Source organism: Candidatus Thermoplasmatota archaeon (assembly GCA_038884455.1).
Classification (GTDB): Archaea; Thermoplasmatota; E2; order DHVEG-1; family DHVEG-1; genus JAWABU01.
The window spans coordinates 18736-44574 of record JAWABU010000011.1; the positions used below are offsets into that span (position 1 = coordinate 18736).

Sequence of the window (25839 nt, forward strand, 5' to 3'; positions counted from 1 at the left end):
CAGTGATGATTATCAAGCATCTTTAAATAATGTTCGGATGACAACATCGTCAAGAATAGCATGACATCCTCCAATAACAAGGGGCTCAGAAGTCGTTACAATAGGAACGCCCATATACGAAGAGTTTTGTTTACTCTCCTCCTGATCTTCAATTCGAAGTGTCAACGTTGCTGTTTGAAAATCATATCGAACTCGGATAAGATAAAAAACAATCAAAGGATTTACCGTGTAATTATTCCAACAAGTAATATTTTGTCCGCCTACGAAAATTGTTGCACGAATTCGTACAACATTATCGGTAACCTGACCGTACACAGCATACGCATTCTTTTTTACAATGAGACCATCAGGTTTATCTGAGTGAGCAATCGGTAGTTTAACGATTTTTACATAACCATTAAAATAAGAATATCCTCCATAAAAAATTGCATACGTTGAATCATGAACCTGAACAATTGAAAACGGAGTTGGATACCCATCAAACGGTGAATTTGGATCAAACTCGGAAAACGAATCAAACGTATCTACGATATTTCCTGTTGTTTGATCGATGCGAATCGTTTTTATTTTTCCACTCCCTGCACGATAAAAAACAGCATATATCCTTTCTCTCAAGTGGAAAATTTGTGGATAAGAAAATCCACCTTCAAATACAAATTGGTCAATCGGAGTTGTCGAGATAAACTTTCCAGTAGTAGTGTTCAGAGCATACACAGTCATCAGACCAGTATGTGGATACTCCCTCCTGGTGTATATTAATGTAATAAAAGATTGCTCATCATGGGCTCCTACTTGGTTTATAGTAAAGAAATTAATTAATGATAGTTGCGAAATAGATAAGAAGTCAATAAATGTAATTGTATTACTCGTAACTGTAAATGTTCGTAAACGGAGTACATAATCCTCATACACTGAACCAAGAACAAAAAGATTGGTATCAGCTATGCGAATTATCGATGGATAATACAAGCTTGAAGGAGTGCCAAATTCAGTTGGTGTTCCATGAAGATTTACTGCTCCTTCATCAGTAAATGAAACTAGTTGAATATATCCAACTGAACCTGATATTCTATACACTAAAGGATATAGTATCTGAGATCCTTGTTGAATACTTGGACCAAGAAAAGGATACATGCCAAAATAGGAAAAATCAAAACTTTGTTTCAAGGTAATTACGATTCCATCATTCGAAATGGTAAATGTTTTGATCCATAAATTACCATTAGCACCTCGGAAGACCACAGCAAACAAATGATTCGAACCAACCGCACGAATATAATTAAAATTTGGAGTTTCAAAGATATTTAAAAGATAAGAACTACTCGGAGATGCTAATCTTCCCAGGGAGATAACATAATTGGTGATAATTTGATTAGATATCACTCCAGAGTTAAATATTCTGATGGTTTTAATATACGCATCATGGTTTAATCCTTGGTGAAATAGCGCATAGATACCTGAACCATCATCCTCTTTTAGTTTATACATAGCATTATTGTCATAAACACAAAATAAACCAAGTGTATGGACACCACGAACCGGATACGTATCATCAATCATCCCCCCAGAACTAAACTGAACTGTTTTAAGTACACCATCATAATTTTTTTGCCGATATACAACACCAAACAAAGAATTACTGATAAGAAAAATTTGAGGTTCATACGGATCAGCATTACTATTAACTCGCAGTTGAATAATGATACTATCTTTTATTGAAGGAGTAATAACGCCGGTATTAACATTTATTTCAATTGTTTTAATTATACAACAATATGTATCTGAAGACCCTGAAGGACCACGATAGACAATAGCGTAGTAACCCATATCCCCAGATCGTTCAAGTTCGATAATATCAGGTTCAAAAAAATGATTGACAGCTGGTTCGAATGTATAACTAGTAATAAGTTGATAATTAGTATCAGTATATCGAAATGTTCTTATTTTTCCAACAATCTGCGAAGAATCCTCTGAAGGTCCACCATAAACAACAGCAATAAGAGGTTCAGAACCATCAGCAACTTTAATAATCTCAGGCGACTGACAATTTCCAGCATCTAATGAATTGTCGCGTAGACTAATTGAATGCACATGAAACTGATTTGGATTTGTCTTTTTTATTTTTATTGTTCGAAATGCCCCATCACCATGCATAAAAGCAACAGTAAAATAATAAAAATTTGCATCCTCTTTTATTTTTAATACTTCTGGTTGAATCGCTTTTCCTTCAGCAAGTGGATTACTCGAATAATTATGAGAAAAGTTACCGATCGTACTCATGAAAGTTAGTGAACCACTACTAGTTACCCGGAATGTCTCAACAATACCTAGATAATTTACTCCAAGTGAATAGACTACAACAAAATAACGACTTTCATCAGAGATACTATCAATGAAATCAATATCTGGATGATAACAACGGGTATGCGCTGATCGAACAATACCTGGGTTTCCTGGTGGTATTTGAATAAAACCAGTATTCGTTATATAAAGTGTTCTCAAGCCAATACCGTTTCCCCCGCCTCGACTCCAAACAAGAACAAATACATTATTTGGGCCTCCAGATCGAATAATCTTTGGATTAAAACAACCAACACCCGACTGATTCTGAAAAACAAAAAAATCAATAAAACAACCATTCGTCGTATTGACTATACTCCCATCATTTCGTATCTTCACAGTTACAAGATAACCATGGGGAGAAGCATTCTGATTTCGACTTACAATAGCATAGATTTTCCCATCACCTGTATCAGAAACAAAAGCAACATCAGCTTCATAACAATCATAGTATCTTGGTCCAAAACTTGATAAACCACCAGCAATATTCGAAACGATCGATCCGACGTTCTTATCAGCATATTCTAATGGCTTCATTTTAAAATCAATTTGAAGATTCTTGGTCAAATCCAATGAATTACTATCAGGAACTTGGACATAATCATCGATTCCATCAAAACTCAAAGCATAATCAGTTGAATATGAATTTTCTCGTTGAACCCATGAGGGACCGATCATACCTGGTTGAAGTGTACCATTATTATAGTTTCTTGTTTGGTCATAAGCAATACGACCAGTTCCTTCATCAAACTTCCAATGGCCAACTATTTCACTTTTTGTGACAAAAATAAGACTATCCCCATATTTAATATATGGTTGATTGTTATAGGTATACGCTATTGCTGCACGAAAACGATACGTGGTTTCAGAATCCAATCCAATAATTTCGAAACCAAAATTTGCAGCAACTGGGCGGTTGTCATCAATATTTGCCGACATCACGTAATTGTGTTGTGGTGGATTTGTAGGATTTTGTGGATCTAAAGGCAACAAGGTATGATCAATCGAGCAATATTGAATCATAACATAACGAGCAGTAAATCGACTAAAATCAATAAAATTATAATATAAAGAAACCGATGCTGTGGTCAGATCAGTTGTAGGATCAACATGTGTTAGAACATAGGGAACATCCCCTTTTTCACCGGTTTGTAAAGTCACATCAAGAATAATCCGATGTGTTGAAATATCCTCAATGCGACCTACAACCTCCATGTTTCCAAGAGAAACACTTTGAGTATAGGTTACCTCGTCACCAATCTTCCAACGATGCTCTGACCCGCTAAAAGCAAAACCATCTGTAGATTCACCAAGAATATACGAGTGTGTCTCTCCAGCAATGATCACCGATACTTTAATTTTTGAAACAAGTTCATCTCCCCCAAGATGACGAAAAACAACAGAATTACCTTCAATAGAACCAACAAGAGTTACCTGTTGGGTTAGCTCATGAGTATAACTTGTCGATACCTGCGTTACCAAAAGATACAATGATGAAAACAATGCGATAGATATCGACAGCAATAAAATAGTTCCAAGTATCTCAGAGACAGCATTATTCTTCTTGAAAAAAACAGATGCTTTTTGTTGTATAAAACATAAAAAATAATGCTTCTTTCTAGGATAAAAAAACCTATGGATTGCCATACCGTTCATCCCACCATTCATTAAATTTTGAACTATGATACGCTATATCAAAAACGTTATCATAAATTTCAAATTCATCATAAAAAGCATTAAAGCCAGACGATCCACAATAATTTCTGCCTATGTAAAAGTTCACTTCTTTAATAACCTCAAGTTCAATCCTTTTCAGTTGTAAAAAACCTCCTGGGAGAGATGGAAGAGAATAAAAAAATGGATTTTGATTCTTATCAAAATAATTCGACAACGTCATAAAACCAGATCCACCCGATTTATATCGGAAAACTATGTAATTCCAACAATCTGAGACGAGAGGAACAGAAACCGTCAATGTGCGATCGCTCGTATCAATTATTGATGCATACACAACATGATCGTACACAGAAATATTGAAAATGTTATACTCTTGTGAATCATATCCAATAATAGTACACATTCTTTTTTCCTGATTAAGAGAAATCAAATGAACAACAGCATCTTCTTCTGGACCTTGTGCTACCAAAAGCAATTTATACGGAGATTCTGACAAATCAACAGGTAAGAACCGAGCAAATAAATAATTTTTTTGTATACTTTTATAAGCATCAATGCTACTGACATCTCCTTTTTGTAGATTGATACGAACTGTTGCTAATTGTAAAAAACCATTACCGAATGGAGAAGTATGAAACATGAATGTATCCTCAAAAACACGAACAAGTGAAATATAACTATTACTTTCAAAGAACTGTATTGTGCTTAAAGAAATTGCCGATCCATCCTCAGAAATTGTGAACACAGCAAAACCACTGAATCCTGGAGCCTCAAGATGTGTATACGTAAGTACGTAGATTTCTCCTTCATGAATAATTGTTGGAAAAGCAAGAGAACCAAAGAGCGAAAAAATCTCAATAGGTCGTTCAATGATTCTTTGAGGGGCCCCTTCAAAAAAAGAATAAGTAATAACAGACGAACCGAATACAAAAGCAAAAATATTAGTAACTTGAGAAATACGAATAACATCACAACCATACTGTGGACAAGGCCCAACATTTGTAATAACATCATAATACTCTGGATCGTTTTGTATAGTTATGGTACCTCCATCGGTAATTTGGCATGATTGAACAACAAAAACAGTTTGTCCAGTATACAAACCTCCATAACATACTATATAACTCTGGTTTTCAAGTGGATACATTTTCGGGTAATATACTTTAGTAATACCAGAAACTGAAGGAACAAACAGCGTAGGCCCATCAAGTAGTGGATGTGTAATTATTCCATTGTCATTGATTTGTACAGTAACAATATACCCTTGAGAAGAGGGCGATCCTGGATTTGTTTGATAGACAATTGCATATACTGTGGTATGAACTCGAAGAATCCTCGGATTAAAACAATCATCAGCAAATTTAAAAACGTCAATGAATACACCTGGCTCGACACCAGTTCCACCAACAGGTCTACCAATCATTGAAAAAATTTTGTTGACAGCAAATGTCTTTATGTATCCTCCGTCGTTCTCCCCTCGACAGACAACCGCATAATAATAGTAATTTGTATCGTGAGAAAGAAGAATTGTATCAGGGGTGAAAAAATTTTGACAACCAACATATGCTGAATCAATTAGTGAAATAGTAACACTTGTTTCAGATATGACAGAAATTGTTAATGTTTTAATAATCCCATTATTATCATCGTTTGAATATGATGAAGAAAGTTTCTTACAAAACATCGCATATAACGGTTGAGGAGTTTCATAGTTTGTATATACAAAAACAGGCCAGCCGATTACTGATTGTTCAACGATAAAATTGTCTCTAACAAGACGAATTCCGTTTAGAGAATAATGATTCATAGTAACATTGATTATATCAAGATATGCGTAATTATTAACCCCTCGAAAGGATACCGCAAAAAAAGCAGAAGATCCAATGATTTGAGATAGCCTTACAATCCGGAATTCACTAAATTGAGAACCTTCAATATCAATAGATGGATATGTTTTTGGACCTAGACTACTATCAATAAAATCATCTCGTGGAGGACTATCAATAACACCAGTATCTGGAATTTCAACGATTACCACCCGCCCGATACTTGCATGTTCATCATCAAGACCTGCATAGTACACAATAGCAAACAAACCAGTATCAGACACCTTAATGATCTGAGGAGTTACACCATTTAAATCATCAAATAAACAAGCATTCAACGAAGAAGTAACGATAGCTCCTGTTGTCGGATTGATGTTAAAGGAACGGAGCCGACCATCATGATCAAAATCCTCGTAGACAACAACAAAGGTATCGGAATCAACCATAGCAATATCAGCAGCATAAACAATTCCTTCATTGTCAGCATCTCCTACTGGAACAGTAGTATACATATTAACATGACTTATTGATGTGATACTACTCCCAGTTTGAGAGATACTAAACGTTTTAACAATTCCCCTGTAATCTGATGTTGCATACACACAGGCAAAAAAATAATTACCTCCAGAAGTACTACAATACACAATATCTGGAACAAAACACACGCTATCTTGACCAGAAAAAACATATTCAGAAATTGGAGTGTCTGAAATATCACCAGCTGCAGAAATTTGAAATGTTTTTATTCTTCCAATATCACTTGGCCCAGTATAAATAACCCCAAAAATATCACCAGAAATATGGAACATTTTCGGATTCTGACATGAACCTAATTCAAAAATAAATACATCAAAATATGTTGTCGTACTATCTTTTGATAAAACCTGACCAGAGAAATCTGTTTTTTTTACCTTAAGGGTTACGATAGCACCTTTCTTTTCTGTTGTTGAACCGGTTCGACCAGCCAACGCAAGGGTAATATTTTCTGACTCTGTTCCAACATAAATACAATCTGTTTCATAAAAACCGATATACGAATTACCAAATGTAGAAAAAGAATTAAAAACATTGTCTGGAACATTACAAAATTTACCATCAGCATGCTCACCAGGTTTAACCCAACCTTCACACGTCATTTGTTCAACAGGGTTTATCAAACCCTGTGATAAATCAATCGATATATAATCATCATATCCATCCAGCTCAAGCGCTGAACCTCCTTTGACCGTATTGTCAGGTACGGTCTGCCATTGAGGCCGAAGAAACATAGGATTGTCAGGATATAATTCACCATGATGTTGATGTGGGCCAGAATCAAACGCAGTAAGCCCTTGTCCTTCATCAAACTTCCAATTTGCAAGAAGATTTGTTAGTGTCGAGAAACTTTGAATCGAAGAACTCAACAATTCAAGGGTTTGTTCAACTCCTTGATCATCACGATAGGTATACTTGATTTGTGCTTGGTAGTGATATCGTGTTCCCATATCAAGATCACCTACAGTCTCATCATAAAAATCCTGGATGGCATCGGTGGAATACCAAGAGGTATAGAATTTATTGTTTGGATCCGCGCTTTTCCAATATATAAACCGAATGTTACGACCACTAAATTCTTGAAATTTAAAATCATACGACATATGAAATATTGCTGATGTCTGAGCAATGCTCGTTGCAGGAAGCGTGGTAACAACCGGCCCAACAGCAGATAATCCTTCCTGGAGAATACTTTTATATATCACTGCATTCACCGAAGGATTAAAAATCGTAACTACAATTTCACTTGCAGCTATCTGATACGAGGGTAATCCAAAAGTCGTAGACAGAGAGGAGTCAAAAGAAAAAGATTCACCGATATCAAACATATTATTCTGATTTACATCGTTTGTACCTAAAAATATTTGTAACGATTGTGTTTTTGTATGTTCACCTACCGCAATTGTTACAATGCAATCTCCAGTAATTGATTCACCACCATAATGATGAATATAGATGACAGGAATGTCAACGGTTCCAAGAAGACTTGTTTTTGGAATACTTTGAGGAAAATAAACTGAAAGAACAGAAAAAACAACTACAGACAATACTATAAAAAGTGCCACGCCAATCGTAACAAGCAACATGGTTCCAACAACTTCAGAAACCCCTCTAGTATCATACCGGAAATCTTTTTGAAACAAACGACGATCCGATTGATACTTCTTCTGTAGAAGAGCTAGTTGTCGCCATTCTTTTTTCATAGTACATCACCGATACGTTTTTAATAATTATTTTTTCCAATTTTTAAATAATCGATATATCCATAGAAAGGACCCATAAAAATATCAACAGGTACAACAACCATCGTACCGTGACCTTGTTTTGTAAATATATTACTACCAACTTGAAAACGCATCTGATTATTCATATATTCTAATGATATCTCTACCCAACCAGATGGCTTATCTGCAACAAGTTCATATTTCACACCACCCATTGTACATATTTCTGCGATGAGAAACGGGCCATTTGCTTTCACTGCAAAAACAGCATTCTTTTCAATGATTACTTGATATCGTATGTCGCACGAAACACGAATTGTCGAAAGAAAACCTTTCACAGTACTAAATAGACCGCCGAAACACATAATCGCAGTATCAGACGACATTGGGATGAGTTTTACAAAACAACCAGGATCAGTATACGTATATCTATCAAGAAGGCAAGGTTGAATATACCCATTTTGATTAATTTTAATGGTACTTACCGTAGAAGTATATGATGGAAGTACAACATACGCAAGAGTATAGAGATCATTTCTCATCGAGATAATCTTCATATCTTGAGCATAAAAAGGACAGATGTATGAATCAATCGTATTTATAGAAAAAGCACCTCGTTCTTGGGAGATATATATGGTTTGAACAAAACTATATCGATCCATTTGAGCCCATGCTTGACTATAACAGATTGCAAAAATACCTGAAGTACTATTTATCGCGATAATATCTGGTTTAAATCCTAATTGATCATATTGAAATGAAGCATTGGCAACAGAATACAATCCAATCTTACCGGTATACGGATTGATATAAAAAATATTAATATTCAGTTGACGTATCGGTACTGTTGAATCACCTCCATAAATCACCGCGTAGTAGTTATCGGTTACATGAATAATGTCAACTTCAGTACAATACGGATACGGCAACTTTCTTGTATCGATTTGAGTCACACCAGAAGGCGAAATCGTTAAAGTAATAATACCACCAGTCTCAATCGGTTTTACTGGATTGTAATGACCGCCAAAACATACAGCATAGATATCTCTTTCAATATGGATCATTGTTGGTTTCCATCCGTAATACGGACCAAGAACTACTTGCTTTGTATCAATCAATGAGATACTTCCTGTCGTTGGGTTGATCAGTAATCGTAGATATGCCCATTGGGGAGTCGCAAAATCACTACTCCCCGCAGCAATAACAATATACATATCATTTGAAATATAATATATACATGGATTTAGATAATAGATATTTTTAGTAATGGTTTTCGTATCTCTAATCCCACCAATAGAACCATCGGTATTTACCTGTACCGTAAAGATATACAGATTTGATGTTGTACCATCAGTGCAAACGATGACAACATCATTAGTAGACCCATAAACAGGAATCATATCTGGAGAATAGCACACATTGTTAAAAAAAGAACCCCCGAAAAGTTTCTGGTCAATACGTTGAATTTTTCCAAAAAAATCATTCGATGAGGCTTCCTCAAATTTCGCTCTAAAATTTACCTTAAACGAATCAGTAACATCAAATTTATGATGATATGGAATAACCACTCGATCATCGACATCTTCATCAAAAAAAACCGCATCATATCCATCCTCTTGTTGATAACTTACATCATACGGAGCTTGAAACGAAGAACCATGAACTTTTGGTTCCATTCCATCGTGTAATAAAGTTTCTTCGGTCGTGAATTGATAGTCTGCTCGTGGAGTAGTATAGGTCCAAAAAATCACAGTCGTACTATGTTTGGTTATCGTTGTTCCAAGAGAATTGATATATTTCAGATGTGCTGAAACACTAATTTGTGTACCCCTTGGAAGACTGCTCAGCTCAGTAGAAATCGTGTTCTTAATCCCGTTTTTCAAAACATATTTTGTATATTCAGTGGTTGCAACGGTATACGTAAAAGACAAAGCATCTTCTCCGGTATACGAAGAAAAAAAATCATAGTTGATAAAATCATAAAAAAGACTTACCGTCGCACGCCATGTCCCATCCACATCCTCAGTAATCGTATTCTCAACAACAGGATTCATAACAACATATGGACTTTCCTGTAGCACCTTGTCAAGAATAACAAGATTATTCTCACGATCCACAATTTTTACATGTACATACGCATCAGGTAATTCTGGCTGCCCCTGATACGTTATCGATTGACCAATCGACCACTGCATAGAAAACGTCTCTCCAACCGTCTTTTTTGTAACAACCTCTGAACCATCTGGATTTTCAGCCGAGCCAGGATACCGAATTGTATAGACAATCTCTACAGAGGGGCTCAGCGCTTCACCACCCTTATGCAACAAGACAATCTTATCATCTTCAACAGCACCAACGATATTAACAAAACGGCGTTCAGGACCCTGCATATTCGCCCAAGGATTTACAATTACTAATGTTAGAACAGAAAAAACAGATACTGCAAAACTAATCATCAGTAACGTTCCAAGTGTCTCAGACACAGCATCAGTAGTTTGTAACTTTTTCAGTATCATTACCTATTCCACCTCAGTAGTGCATTACATTCCTAACAGCAATTTAAACGATAACCATGATATAATAATCATCACAAAAATATGTTTCACACTCGATGTTAATTTTCCATCTTCAAAAACACCAGCAACAACACCAGAACCAATACCCTGCATCAATGTTGCATAATAAAAAATACTTGTAATCTCCTGAATCGAGACGCGAGGACCACCACCCCCCATAACACCCTGCATCCCTGAAGAGCCTTCACCGACCATCGCGGGAATAAAACTCGTACACAAAATCAAAATAATCGCAAGAAACACAAACATACCAACATAAATCACAACAACATAGGAGGCCATACTTGTTTTCCGCTCAGATTCCAACAGTTTAATCTCACGAGCATCCTTTGCAGCAAGATCAAGCACATCAGCAACATTCCCACCACTTTTACTTGCCTCAATGATCAACGAAATTGTCCGACGAATCGATTTCGTATACACCCTGCGAGAAAAATCAACAAGCGCATCAGTAACATTACTCCCCCAAGATACCTGCTGTGAAATCTTCTGAATCTCTGGTGTAAGAATTCCATAATTACCTTTCGAGGCAAACAAAATAGCCTTGGTGAATGTCATACCAGCACGACGTGACTCAGCAAGATCACGGACAAAATCAGGAAAAATAGCATCAATTTTCGAAATCCGTCGCATCCGCATTGCTTCATACATGCCAAAAATCCCAGTACCTGAAAGCATCGCCAGAACAATATAATCCCCAGGATTTAAAAAACCTGGAAAAATCCGAACCAACGTCAAAACCGCTAAGAGAAGAAATACAACAATACAAACAATGGTGACAACAATCACGATTAACCGAGTCTTCTGACCAGTCAAAATAAGATTTTGGAAAAAACCAATCTTTTTTTGAGTATCTGGAACAGATTTTTTTTCTTTTTTCTCAAACATCGATGCTTACGCCCCCTGACACATACCTTTAATCACCACAGCAAAACCCATATGAACCATAGGAACGACCATGAAAATTAAAATATACAAAAACATCGCATTAAAATCCCCGCTGATAATCATCATCAATGGAATCACAATCAACAACAATAAGATACCTGCAACTGCAGCAGTCACATAGCTTTCAGCCATAATTCCCAAGGTTTCAAGCAATTGTTTCTGTGCCTGACGATTCTCCCACATATACTGGTTTGCCTTTGCTAAAAAATATGATCGAAGTGAACCACCGGACGTGACAGTAACTACCATTCCCTGTAAAAATTCTTTAAATTTCTGGGATGGTGTCCGTTCAAGATTCTTTTTAATTGCTGTAAGCAAATCTACTCCAAGTAATGTCACATCACGATAAATCCATGCCGCCTCCTTATTGATCTCTCCGTAAATATCCTGCTTTGAAAGACTTTTAAAAATTTCAGTTGGTGTTACCCCTGCTGATGCCATCGCTGAGATGAAATTACAAGCATATGCTAAATGAACGTTAATATTTTTACTCCGAGCTTTTGCTCTACTTGCGGGTATCTTTAATAAGAGTGCATATGTTAGAGTACCAAAGACACCGGGAAGACTTAGTAACACTCCAACAATCATCAAAGAGAGATTCACATGAGCAACAACAACAAGAATCGCAAGAAAAACAGACATTCCAATCAAACTTCCGATCATAACCAGAATCGATGCAAACATCACATACGAAAGATACGCATCTGTTCGAATCTCCATATGCGCAGATTGCAACATTTTATCAAGTTTCTCAGAAACATTTTTTCGGGCAAAACCACCAAACCACTGATAACAAACCCTCTGATATTTAGTTAACGTCATCATTCCCTCCTCCGAAATCCAATACGTTTCCGCTTCTGAGGAGTACCCTTCGCCCCACCATCTCTAGGATCAGCGACATCGACATTACTTGCAGGGTCAACCACCATTTTCTTTTCATACACAACATCACGTTCAATATTTTTTTTCAGAGTATCTTTTTTCTTCGATAACAACTCGATATCTTCATCATTTCTCACTTTTTGCATCAATTCATCTGGAGTCTCAGCATACCACGCTACAATCTGAGCAACCTCTTTGAAAGAACGGATACCTTTTCGATGCATCCAATTCAAAATATCAACGCGACGTTTAATCTCCTGCATCATTGCTTCCTTATCCATATCATATTGCGATCGAATTCGTTCAAGAATATAGCTTTTCCCAGAATAGATAAATCTATCCTCGATGGGATCCCAACGGAACACCTCATTGGTCAAAATTTCTTTTGTCATTGGATCAATATCAACAATCTCAACAATTTGTTTACATCGACGCACCCGTTTATCCCCAACTTGAGCGCTCACCTGTATTGAAATAATATCAAGCGACTGAAGCATAATTCGAGGAACCTCAATTGGTTTACCTTCCAACCGATGAATTAACGATTTCGTCGAATCAGCATGAAATGTCGAATAGGTTGTATGACCGGTTGCCATTGCTTGAAACAACACATACGCTTCCTGACCACGAATCTCACCAACAAGAATATACTCAGGTCGTTGCCGAAGCGCCGCTTTCATAAGATCAAATAAATCTATCTCACCAACAAACTTATCATGCACAACCTCGCCAAAACCAGAACGAACGACACCAGGAATCCAATTGGGATGCGGCAAATTAATCTCACGAGTTTCTTCAATTGAAACAATTTTTGCTTCTCGAGGAATAAACAACGATAGTGCATTCAATGTTGACGTTTTTCCAGCAGCAGTACCACCAGCAAAAATCGCATTAATACCATGCTCCACAGCAAGCCACATATAAGCAACCATCTCAGGAGACATACTATGATACTCGATCAAATCAGTTGGGGTAATCGGATCAGCACGGAATTTCCGAATCGTAAACGTTGAACCTTTTGCAGTCACTGTTTTACTTAAAGTCATTTGAATACGAGAACCATCAGGCATTGTTGCATCAAGCATCGGCTCAGCAATTGAAATATGCTTGCCACACTTCTGAGCAAGTTTAATAACAAACGCAGATAATTCTTCCTCACTGTCAAATTGTATACTACTCCTCAACGATCCATACTTCTTATGATACAGGAAAATCGAAATATTCGCACCATCACACGAAATATCCTCAATATTCGTATCGCGCATTAACGGATCTATCTTCCCATATCCAAGAAAATCACGGACAACATAATATAAAATTTTTTTCTTAAAAACCTCATCTGCTTTAATATCATAATCATTAATAACTTTTTCAATCTGTTCAACTAAATATTCATCGACACGATCTTTTTCAAGTTCATCTAACCGATGGTCCATAACCTTTAGTAACGTTTCCTGAATAAACTGAACTGATTTTTCCTCATCAGGTGACAGAAATGGTTCGATAACTCGATAATATTTATCTAACGTCTGTGTATTTTTTAAAATCTTGATGTACGTAAACGGTTCATTGACCGCATAAAAATCAAGCTCAACAACAGATTCTTGTACAGCAACATCCTGTTGTGTAAAAGAAACGACACCCTTAGTTCCACACACTGAACACGTTATTTCAACTTGTTGATCTAGTTCACCCTCTACCATATTTTTTGTTTGACAGTTTGGACATATCGCGATTTTCTTCAACATATTCTTACTGCTCACAAGCTATCTTTTGATATCTTTTCTAAGACGGCTCTTGGATTCTCATAATATTGAACAATTAAAGTTGAAACTTTTTTAAATTCACGAATATTTTTCTTGTTGAGCCATTCTAATAATTTTGCACGATTTTTGATTTCTTCGGTCATCTGCTCACGAGAAACATCCTTTTCAGATCGAATCCGTTCAATAATATAGCTTTTCCCAGAATAAATGAACTTATCCTCAACCGGATCCCACCGGAACACTTCATTGGTTAAAATTTCTTTCGTTGTTGGATCAATATCAATGATCTCGATGATTTGTTTACATCGGCGTGCACGTTTATTTTTTACCCGAGAAATCACCTGGATACAGACGATGTCAAGTGCTTGAAGCATAATACGCGGGATGTTAATTGGCTTACCTTCTAACCGATGAATTAAAGACTGGGCTGAATCAGCATGAACTGTTGAATATGTTGTATGACCGGTTGCCATCGCCTGAAACAACACATACGCTTCACGACCACGAATCTCACCAACAAGAATATACTCAGGTCGTTGCCGAAGCGCCGCTTTCATAAGATCATACATATCGATTTCACCGACAACTTTATTACCAACAACCTCGCCAAAACCAGATCGAGCAACACCTGGAATCCAATTTGGATGCGGCAGATTAATCTCACGGGTTTCTTCAATTGAAACAATTTTTGAATCCTGCGGAATAAACAGAGCAATAGCATTTAACACTGATGTTTTTCCAGCAGCAGTACCACCAGCAATGAGTGCATTGATCCCATTTTCAACGGCAAGCCACAGGTAGGCAACCATTTCAGAAGACATGGTATTGAACTCAATGAGATCCGGAGGTGAAAATGGATCTTCTTTGAATTTCCGAATCGTAAACGTAGATCCTTTGCTGGTTACCTCAGTACTCAAGGTCATTTGAATACGAGAACCATCAGGCATGGTTGCATCAAGCATCGGCTCAGCAATTGAAATATGCTTGCCACACTTCTGAGCAAGTTTAATAACAAATGCAGATAATTCCTCTTCACTGTCAAATTGAACGTTACTTTTCAATGAACCATATCGTCGATGATATAAAAAAATTGGTATCTGTGCACCATCACACGAAATATCTTCAATATTTGGATCTTTCATGAGATTTTCAAGACGATCTAAACCAAGGAATTGTTTTTCTAAAAAGTAGATGATCTTCTTTTTTGACTGTTCATTGATGGATAGTTGATAATCATTAATGATGAAATCAATTTTTTCATGTAAATATTTTTTTTCTCCTTTTGCTTCAATTTCAAAAGGCTCTATCGATGTCCGTTGTAATGTTTCTTTAATAAAATTCATAAAATCTATTTCTTCTTGGGTTAACTCAACTTCAACGATGAAATATCGCTTATCCAGGGTTTCTTTTTCACGGATAAGTTCAACATAACAAAAAGGTTCAGAGATTGGATAGAAATCAAGTTCATCCCATGACCCTTCTCGATAGCCATATTTCAGTAATGTTGAATGTTTTAATTGTTGCGCAACATCAGTATAGCGAACAAGACCGTCTGGTTGAAGCTCATCGATCTTAACATGCTGCTGTTTTTCAATTGAACTTGGCGAAATCGGTGTCTTTTCAGCAAATTCTTCGTCAACCTGTGTCCCCCGCAACAACCATTGATCAATCTGTTGAGTTGGTACCTTTGAAGTATCAGATTCCTCATCTGGATCATATGCTCCCTCAGGAATAATGCTTGTTGAAGAAGTCATTTCTTTTTTTCGTTCTTTATATTTCTCAACTTCTTGACCTTTTTGTTCTACTTCTTTTTGCAGCTCAATATTCTGATGCTTATCTTTTTTCGATGTATCCTGACGCACCTGAGGAGGTTTTTTTTCAGGACCAGAAGTATCGTAGTTGACAGTATCGTCAGTTTTATTCAAAACGCTGTCTCCGCTTTGGTTCAATTGAGGAGAAGTTTGTATACGCTCGTTTTGAGCTGGACCTCTGTATTTTTCGACCGCATGATCTATTTTTTCTTGTTTTTTAAAAATTTTAGCCTCCCGAATCTTTTGATCAAGCCATTTTCGTTCTTCACTGCTCCCGCCAATAATCCCGAAAGTAGTATCTGATGCATGAGATTGAGCTTCAGGCTGATTTGCTACGTTATCGTAACCATTTTTGTGTTTTAATGGCAAAGATGATGTTTGGAGATTATTGTCAGATTCCGAAGAAGGCATATCTTTTTGACGTTTGAAACCGATACGTTTTTTGGTTTTAATGTGGGTCGGTTTATCTGTTGTTCTTTGAATCTCATCAGTATATTGGGTGATTGAAGTATGGTCGTTGTTTTTTTTCTTTTTGTTCTTTTTTTCTTTTACGAAAAAAACCGCTGATTCTTTTTTCTTTTGCAATTTTTCTATCTTTTTTCTCTTTTTTTCTTCTTGTTTTTGCTGTTTTTGAAGTAATTTTTTTTGTTTTTTTTCTTCACGACGTTGTATCTTTGCTTCTTTGCGCTTGTTTTTTTCTTGTTTTTGTTGGGTTTGAGTAGGAGTCATTGATTGTCTTCGAACAGATGACTCTTTCTGTTTAATAAAAAACGCACCTGATCGTCCAGAAGGAAAATACGATAGTTTTTGAGGAACTTGTTGTTCATTATTTTCAGATTTCAGTATTGAACTCATGAATATTTTATGTACTGGGGTCCTCAAGGGTTGTGTTCTTTTTTCAACTAATATTCTATCAACTCGTTCTTCAATCGTCTCTGGATGATAATCTGAAGAAGAGAAAGAAGGGATTTTAGATCGAGCTATATCCTCGCTCATTGCATCCCTCCTTTCTTCACACATTCCACGTTTGCATCCCATCCCATTTAATTATCTTTACTAATAGTCTAATAGTACTCTACATCAAACTACCTGGAGTAATTCATAGTTCTTGCATAGATGCATCTCATCAACGCTTTTTGATATCGCTTAACCATATTTATACCTTTCTTTATTTTTCGGAAAAATACTCGAAGTACACCGTATGTATTAACAGAAGAAAAATAGCCTAGAGAGAGACCTTGAAGGAATTCGACCGGATACACCGCACAAACCGCCTCTTCAAAGACTCATACTCGAAAGGACGAAACAAGACATCAAACGTCTCACTCGCCTCTCTAAGCATGATACATTGTGTCAGTAATACTATATAAATGTATGTTGGCAAAAAGTCATGGCGAAAAAAATTCAATGATTATTTATTTGTTTTTTCTTGAATCATATGTGAAACTAAAAAGATACAATCACAATCATGACAACAACATTCGTGAGCTTGTAGTTGTTTGCCGTACTCCCCACGAAGCGCCATTATCTTTTCACTACCGCACTGTGGACATAAAACTTTTTCCATATCTAATAACTCCGAAAAAATTCTACACCTCGTTAGACTAAATAAAAAAAAGACATAAAAATATATCGAATGCAAAAATTCGTGATGAAAAAATATAAACCATGAATTCATATTTCAATACTTTGTGATCAAAAAAACGATTTCTGTTCTCGTTATGTTCTTGTTTTACTGTTCAAGTATACACTCAAATGGATCATGTCAACAAGCCGACCAGCACCCTTCTTTACAAATTGTAAGTCCATCGATAGTCAACGAAAGCGAACACTTTTACATACAAATACTACTTAATATGACACCTCTTGCTAATGCAACAGTTATTTTCAATCAGCACACAAAATATACCAACAGCACAGGATATACGTCGTTTAACGCCCCGAGAGTATTACCAAATGGTATCGCTACGTATCAGATAATAGCGTATACCAGTCGCCTCTCACCAGTATACAAAAATATTTCAATTCTCAACCGACCTCAGCTTTTTGCACTGCTCGAAAGGACCGTAATTCAAGCAAAAAAACCATTTCTTATTACAATTATCGATGACGAAGGCCGTTTAATAGAAGATGCAACAATATCATTTAATAATAAACAAATGAGAACTGACAAAAATGGTTCAATCATACTACTAGCTCCTAACGTAAATAAAAGTAAACTTTTTAATATAACTCTTGAAAAAAATGGCTATATTAATAACACGATACTTATCATTGTTTCACCATTTGGAAGTTCTGAAAATGTTGTAGGTTTGTACGTAAGCATTGGAATTTTTCTTATGCTCTCCATACTATCAAGTGTTCTTCTGATCCAACGATATTTGAAGAAAAAAAAGATAAATCGCAGAAAGTAAAAGTATGTTCTATGTCAACATGTATTGAAAAAAATTTAAATAAAACTATTTGATGTCACCCACTCTATACGGAGAAGAGGAGAGGAAACCCCCTTAAACTATTAAACTACTACTTTTTAACTCTTCATATGATTCCTCTCCCTTCAAACAATTCCAACAATAAAAAAAGACTTTAATAGGTACCATACATATGCATCGTTCTATGAAACCGATTCTCCAAGTAGCACTGGACCTGATTAACGCTGATCGTGCACTCAAGATCGCCTATGAAAGTATTGAAGGCGGAGCAGACTGGATAGAAATAGGAACGCCGTTAATCAAAAGCGAAGGGATGAACATCATTCGAATCATGCGAGAAAAATATCCAACAAAAACAATAATAGCAGACATGAAAACAATGGATACCGGATCTCTTGAAACAGAAATGGCAGCAAAAGCAGGAGCAGACATTATCTGCATTCTCGGAGCAGCTGACAACAGTACGATTATCGATGCAGTGCAATCTGCACGAAAATACGGCATCCAAATAATGATTGACCTCATAAATGTCCCTGATCCAGTGAAGAGAGCACGAGAACTCGAAAAACTTGGAATTCATTACCTCTGTATTCATACTGGTATTGACGAACAAATGAAAGGAAAAAAACCGTTTCAAGTGCTTGAGAAACTTGTAACAAAAACAAATCTCCCCATAGCGGTTGCCGGAGGACTGAATAGTGAAACAGCACCAAAGGCAATACAAAAAGGTGCACAAATCATTATCATCGGTGGTGCAATTACAAAAGCGCATAATATACGAAAGGCAACACAACAGATTAAAAAAGCAATAATAACACAAAAACCGATTCCAACAGAACTGTATAAAAAATATGACAAAAATCAGATACGAGATGCCTTTTCCAAGACAAGTACCTCAAATATTTCAGATGCTATGCACAAACAAGGTGCTCTTATCGGTATTCGACCAATTCGTTGTGGATTTCACCTTGTGGGACAAGCATTAACTGTGAAAACGATTGATGGGGACTGGGCAAAACCTATTGAAGCAATTGATAAAGCAGAACCTGGAAACGTCCTTGTAATTGATGTCAACAGAGGAACCACAGCCATCTGGGGGGAACTGGCAACCTGGAGCGCACAACAAAAAAAATTAGCTGGCGTAGTTATTGATGGAACAGTTCGAGACCTTGAAGATCTTCTGAAATTAAACTTTCCTATCTTTACTCGATATATAGCACCACATGCAGGAGAACCAAAAGGATTTGGAGAGATCGGTGCTGAAATTATCTGCGGCGGTCAGAAAATACGGACTGGAGATTGGATTATTGGCGATGACTCAGGAGTTGTCGTTGTCCCGCAAGAAATCGCCCATGAAATTTGCAACCGAGCTTTAGATATCAGAGAACAAGAAAATAGAATACGGCAGGAAATCAAACAAGGTGGATCACTCGGTAGTGTTCTAAAACTTAAAAAATGGGAGAAAAAAATTGGATGACCCATGTTGTTTTCTTTCAAGATATCGAAAAACTATCAAAGGCACTTACTTTTTTTCATGTTCCTACCTATGAACATCAAACTATTCCAGTTAAACTTCACATGGGAGAAATCAACAATAAAAATTATCCACAACCAGAGTTTGTCCGGAAAGTAGTCACTCTGCTGAAGAACATGAACGCACATCCATTTCTTCTTGATACTACTGTTGCTTATCCCGGTTTACGCAGTACAAAAAAGGGATATCAAAAACTTGCATCTCTGCATGGTTTTACTGAAAAAAAAATCGGATGTCCAGTAATCATTGATACAGTAGGTATATCTACAAAAATAAATGAGTATTGTTTTAATGTGGCAGTTCATCTTGCTGAAGCATCTCATATTTTTTCAATTGCTCATGTGAAAGGACACATCCAGACGGGCATGGGCGGAGCAATTAAAAATTTTGGTATGGGTGGTGTAACAAGGCAGACCAAAATGATGATGCATCACGCAAGTCGACCAAAATATATTCAAACGAATTGTACCTTTTGTGCCGAATGTGAAAAAAATTGTATCTATAACGCAATAAAGGTCGATCAGAAAAACTGGAAATACAACAAACGAAAATGCTTTGGATGCGGAGTATGCGTTGATCATTGTACAACTCAAGCACTACACTATCAGAAAGCAGATCTACAATTTCTTATCGCATGCGCAGCCTATGCGTGTGTTCATGGAAAAAAAGTTCTCTATCTCAATGAACTAAAACGTATCGCGCAAAGCTGTGACTGCGATCCCTTTCCAGGACCATTCATTTGTCCAGATATTGGTTATCTCCTTTCTGACGATCCTGTTGCAATCGATAAAGCCTCCCTCGATCTTATTCATGCACAAAAAAAAGATATTTTTCAAAAAATCAATAACGTCAATCCATACAAACAGATCGAGTTCGGATTCAAACTCGGCCTTGGTAACCCAACGTACGAAATGATTACGATCTGAATCAATTCGAAAAACATATATGTTAGTTTTCTTTGAAGGGGCTGACGTATAGAAGGTATATCGTATGATAGAAACACCACAAAATCAAACGAAACCGAATCAACCAACAGAACCTAAAATTATGAACCGTTGGATCATCGTTTTCGGTGGTATTTTAATCCAACTTGCCTTAGGGGCAATCTATGCCTGGTCAGCATTTACCACACCACTCCAAGGAACGAGCGGTAATCTCAGCGAATATGCATTCACAAAAACAGAAACACAAGCAATCTTCAGCGTTGGTCTTCTATTCTTCGCACTTTTCACTATCATCGGTGGAAGGTTACAAATAAAATATGGCCCCATGAAGGTAGCACTCCTCGGAGGCATCCTCCTTGGATCTGGATATATCCTAGCAAGTCTTGTTGGAGCGAATTTCATCGGTAAACTGATTTGTATTGGAATGATTGCAGGAGCAGGAATTGGATTGGCGTATGTCGTCCCAATTGCAACAGGAGTGAAATGGTTCCCCGATAAGAAAGGACTTGTTAGTGGACTCGCCGTAGCAGGATTTGGCTTTGGAGCATTTATCTGGATTCTTCTTGCAAACCCACCAAGTATTCTTGGATTTTCCGGATTAATCACCAAGCAAATCGGGCAATATACATATACTGTTACAAATGTTGACATGGCATTTCGAATCTATGGCATCGCATTTCTCGTCCTGGTGATTCTCGGATCGCTGGTAATGAAAAATCCACCAGCTGGATGGAAGCCACAAGGATGGAATCCACCACAACAAACAGCACAACAAAAAACAACATTAAATCTGAAACCAAGAGAAATGCTCAAAAATAAACAATTCTATATTTTATGGTTGATGTTCTGCATTGGTGCACTTGCAGGACTCATGGTTATCGGTAATGTCCAAAACTTCGCAAAAAGCCCAACCGACGGTTTTACAGCCCATAATTTCACCATGCAGGAAGCAACTGATTTTGCTGTGATCGGAGCAGCAGTATGCCTTCCAATATTCAACGGAATTGGACGAATCGTGTGGGGACAACTGTCTGATAAAATTGGACGGCGAAAAACATTCATCATTATGTTTCTTTTCCAAGCAGGCATGATGACCATCTTTTTGTATACAACAGAAAACCCTTATTTCTTTTTCATAGCTGCAGCCATAATTGGTTTTAATTTTGGAGCGAATTTTGCATTATTTCCCGCCGCAACTGCTGATTCCTTTGGATCTGAAAATCTTAGTATAAACTATGGTTTTATTTTTACATCTTATGGTGTAGGTGGAATCGTTGGACCAATCCTGGCCGGTATGGTACAAGATGCGAACATGAGCTTTTTATATGCTTTTATTCCTGCAGCAATTCTCTGCCTTATTGCAGCATGTCTTGCACTTATCTACAAAGAAAATGCCAGTCCTGGCACCAAAAAAACATCATAAACAAAAAAACTTTTTTATTTTTTATTCTTTATTTTATTTCAATTTCATGGACTTTCCACTGTTCATCCACCCATAATGTAGTAATGCTTATATTAAAACCCCAGGAGCTCAGAACTTTTCTTGCTTTCGCAAGCTGCTCAAGTTGTAATTCCTTGCAAACCGGATTACCCGCGCAATCATAATGACCAACAACAGCAAGAATCCTAGAACCATGTTTATTGACCGAAATAGAAACTCGATTTTTTATTGAATGAACAAGATCTTGTGGATGCTCTTCTGCAAGGATTTTTATCGGTCCAGGTTCAGTGATCATATCAACAAACTGAACCTGATATTGCTTCTGCATCCACGCAATCACAGGTAATTGAACACGACCGTCCATGCAATTAATTACTGTTGCAAACAAACCTTGATGACCTAAATGTTTTTTTTGAGTTACTCCTTGCGCATGTATTTTCGAATTCATTGATAAACACCTCCAAAATCAAAGTATTAAAACAAATAAAACTTTTTTTTAATGCGAAAAAATCACAATAAAACCTGTGAAGATCATCGCTAAAACAATCAATATAGCGAGTACTTTAACAATCATCAGTTTTAGATTTTTTTTAGTAACGACCTTCATAGGATTCACATCTCACCTCTTTTTAGCTCCAAATAAAACGTATCAAATTTCCGAACAATATTTTTTTGTTTACCATGAATACGTGCTTCTTTCTCAAGGCGAATATATCCATCTTTCACTAAATAATCATCTTTTATAGAATGCGGGATGTTTAAAGGAACATCTGAAAAAGGAATATCGCCAGAGTCTTGTAGCTTTTGAATAATTAGTGATTGATTTTTCTCAAGCCATACTTTAAAGTTTCCACTTTCTTGTTTGAGAGTTGGACCAATCTTCGCAAACACAGGATTAATCTTTGTTATCCTTTCTTCAACATTGGGAGTTCCCACAACAAAATGATGATCTTTCGGATATTTCAATGTCGAAGTAATAAGAGGAGCACTTCGCTGTAACGCATGGATATATCCCTCTGGAGCATACGTTGCTACCCCTGGAAGAGGTGCGTTGAGTGCAATACCCTGTTCACTTTTCCAAGAACGAACCGCTGCAATATACTGTTTCACGATCTCCCCATAGGATTCTTTAACATCATCGACAAGAACTGATGTTGGCCAGTCTAAAAGATGGATACTTTTTCCTTCTTCAAAACGTTTATACCAAACATGATATAATTCTTCGGTTATATGCGGGAAAAACGGAGCGAAAAGTTTCAATAATCCAATACCAACTGTATATACTGTATATCGAATACTTTCACTGTTTTCGTTTTTATATACTGATTCCTTAATCATCTCAAGATAATGATCTGCGAATTCATGCCATAAAAAAAACTCAATTTCTTTCATTGCCGCTGAGTATTCAAAAACATCCATGAGTTGCGTTGTTTTTTCCACAAGTCTACTAAACTTAGTTAAAATCCACACATCAACATCGATGAGATGACGAGGTTTTTTCGGTTTATTTTTTTCAAGAACAGAACCAATAAATTGCTCTACATTCCAAAGTTTCCGTAAGAGTTTAACACCACGGATCACATCTTTTTTCCGAAACGGATTATCCTCTCCCAGAGCGCAACTTGCAGCATAACATCGAAACGCATCAGCACCAAACTCGTCAATAACCTGCAACGGATCAATCACATTACCTAAACTTGCATGCATCGGTGTTCCATCTTCAGAAAGAATAAAACCACCCATCATCACATTCTCAAAAGGTTGTTCACCAGTCAGCAGAGTACATCGTAAAATCGTGTAAAACGCCCACGTCCGAATGATATCATGTGCTTGAGGACGAACCGACATCGGATACAATCGTTTAAAAAGATCGTCGTTTCGATACCAAAACGTATTGTACAGCGGAGAAATTGATGAATCCATCCAAGTGTCAAAAACATCTTCACAACCTTTCAAAGATCCACCACATTTTGGACATGTCTCAACCGGTGGTTTATCAACTGTTGGGTCGACGTAACAATCCTTGATTGATGCGAGTACAACTTCACCACAGTGTACACACTCCCATAACGGAATAGGCGTTGCAAAATACCGCTGCCGACTAATCACCCAATCCCACTCCAACGAATTAACCCATTCAACAAGACGAATTTTCATAAAATCAGGATACCATGACATCTTGTCACTTGCAGCAAGAACAGCTTGTTTAAACGGAATTGTTTTCAAAAACCATTGTTCAGCATTAACGAATTCAACTGGGGTTTTACACCGCCAACATACTCCAACATTTTGATCAAGAGAAACTTGCTTAATGAGAAGATCATGTTTCTTAAGATCATCAAGAACTGCATGGCGAGCATCAGCAATCGTCATACCTGCATATTTTTTACAGATATCGGTCATTTTGCCTTCTTCATTAATACTCATCTCAATAGGGAGCTTATATTTAAAAACCCATTTCAAATCCTCTTTATCACCAATGGTACAAATCATAACAATACCAGTACCAAAGTTCGGATCAACAGCCTCATCTTGAACAATTCTCACCAATTTATCAAAAAGAGGAACTTTCACGGTTTGATCAACTAACCATGCTGCCCGTTCATCAGACGGATGAACCGCAAGTATCTGACATGACGGAAGCATCTCTGGACGAGTGGTCGCAATCTCAACATACATTCCCTGCTTATCTTTTCCAATACCATGATAATTCAATAAAACCTCAGGTTGTATATCGGTGAAATAAAACTTCAGCGTGTTCAGAGAGGTCGATCGAGCAGTATACGTCACTTCTGCATCAGCCATAGCAGTCATACATCGTGGACACCAATTAACCGGGAATCTCCCCTTATAAATATGACCCATTTCATATAATTTCAGGAAAGAGATCTGGGTAATTCTTCGGTAATATTCAGCATCGGTCTGATAATAGATCGACGGATCCATGCTTTCTCCAAGACGAATAAATTGATCAGTCATCGTCTGAATGTTTTCCTGCGCAAACGCAGAACATAGCTTGATGAACTCATGCCGATCAATATCCTTCCGAGTTATGTTGAGTTTGCGTTCAACCCGTTCTTCAATCGGTATACCGTTTACATCAAAACATAAAGGAAAAAAAACATTATACCCTCGCATTCTTTTATAGCGAGCAGCAAAATCAATATGGGTATAATGAACTGCATGACCGGCATGCAATGGCCCTGATGCATACCGCGGAGGAACATCGATACTATATGGTTTTTTCTTACTTTGAAAGTCAAAATGATAAATCTTTTCTTTCTGCCAGTATTGTTGCCATTTTGCCTCAAGAGCCTTCTGATCGTATTCAACCATGGAAAATCACTATATCCAAACTAAAATAACAAAGCGAGAGATGATTTCTACTTATTAATTTTCGGGTG

General features: G+C 36.9%; 13 protein-coding genes. 4 read left to right on the plus strand and 9 right to left on the minus strand.

Translation table 11 applies throughout. The annotated features are described in order from the left end of the window. Positions 1-12: 12 nt before the first annotated feature. Genes QXL17_03155 through QXL17_03185 form a run of 7 tightly spaced genes read right to left on the minus strand, consistent with a single transcriptional unit; the run spans position 13 to position 17080 of the window. Positions 13-3987 (minus strand): type IV pilin N-terminal domain-containing protein, encoded by a 3975-nt coding sequence (locus QXL17_03155; protein ID MEM4258133.1) that lies wholly within the window; start codon positions 3985-3987, stop codon positions 13-15. Further along, positions 3974-8080 (minus strand): type IV pilin, encoded by a 4107-nt coding sequence (locus QXL17_03160; protein ID MEM4258134.1) that lies wholly within the window; start codon positions 8078-8080, stop codon positions 3974-3976. The genes QXL17_03155 and QXL17_03160 overlap by 14 nt, the downstream gene beginning before the upstream one ends. Before the next feature lie 20 nt (positions 8081-8100). Then, the gene (locus QXL17_03165) at positions 8101-10617 is read right to left on the minus strand and encodes a hypothetical protein (protein MEM4258135.1); all 2517 of its coding nucleotides are present in this window, start codon (positions 10615-10617) and stop codon (positions 8101-8103) included. Between the two features lie 24 nt (positions 10618-10641). Further along, a complete protein-coding gene (locus QXL17_03170) occupies positions 10642-11565 on the minus strand; it encodes a type II secretion system F family protein (protein MEM4258136.1) in 924 nt (307 codons plus the stop codon). A gap of 6 nt (positions 11566-11571) precedes the next feature. After that, positions 11572-12450, minus strand: coding sequence for a type II secretion system F family protein (locus QXL17_03175; protein MEM4258137.1), 879 nt, complete (start codon positions 12448-12450; stop codon positions 11572-11574). After that, complete coding sequence (locus QXL17_03180; GenBank protein MEM4258138.1) at positions 12447-14255, minus strand: ATPase, T2SS/T4P/T4SS family; 1809 nt, start codon at positions 14253-14255, stop codon at positions 12447-12449. Before QXL17_03180 ends, QXL17_03175 begins: the two co-directional genes overlap by 4 nt. 11 nt (positions 14256-14266) lie before the next feature. Beyond that, positions 14267-17080, minus strand: a complete 2814-nt coding sequence (locus QXL17_03185; GenBank protein MEM4258139.1) for a type II/IV secretion system ATPase subunit — start codon at positions 17078-17080, stop codon at positions 14267-14269. Positions 17081-17940: 860 nt separating this feature from the next. On the opposite strand from QXL17_03185, the gene QXL17_03190 reads away from it, so the two are divergent. The 4 genes from QXL17_03190 (at position 17941) to QXL17_03205 (ending at position 22417) form a co-directional block, all read left to right on the plus strand. Continuing rightward, the gene (locus QXL17_03190; GenBank protein MEM4258140.1) at positions 17941-18498 is read left to right on the plus strand and encodes a hypothetical protein; all 558 of its coding nucleotides are present in this window, start codon (positions 17941-17943) and stop codon (positions 18496-18498) included. Between the two features lie 202 nt (positions 18499-18700). Next, complete coding sequence (gene hxlA / locus QXL17_03195) at positions 18701-19993, plus strand: 3-hexulose-6-phosphate synthase (GenBank protein ID MEM4258141.1); 1293 nt, start codon at positions 18701-18703, stop codon at positions 19991-19993. Next, complete coding sequence (locus QXL17_03200; GenBank protein ID MEM4258142.1) at positions 19990-20976, plus strand: DUF362 domain-containing protein; 987 nt, start codon at positions 19990-19992, stop codon at positions 20974-20976. Before hxlA ends, QXL17_03200 begins: the two co-directional genes overlap by 4 nt. A 64-nt stretch (positions 20977-21040) precedes the next feature. After that, complete coding sequence (locus tag QXL17_03205; protein ID MEM4258143.1) at positions 21041-22417, plus strand: OFA family MFS transporter; 1377 nt, start codon at positions 21041-21043, stop codon at positions 22415-22417. A gap of 28 nt (positions 22418-22445) precedes the next feature. Here the strand turns inward: QXL17_03205 and QXL17_03210 are convergent, their stop codons facing one another. Together QXL17_03210 and QXL17_03215 are read right to left on the minus strand one after the other, a co-directional pair. Continuing rightward, positions 22446-22883, minus strand: coding sequence for a hypothetical protein (locus tag QXL17_03210; GenBank protein MEM4258144.1), 438 nt, complete (start codon positions 22881-22883; stop codon positions 22446-22448). 164 nt (positions 22884-23047) lie between these two features. Then, positions 23048-25771: a valine--tRNA ligase gene (locus tag QXL17_03215; GenBank protein MEM4258145.1), complete on the minus strand. Its 2724-nt coding sequence runs from the start codon at positions 25769-25771 to the stop codon at positions 23048-23050. Between the last annotated feature and the right edge of the window lie 68 nt (positions 25772-25839).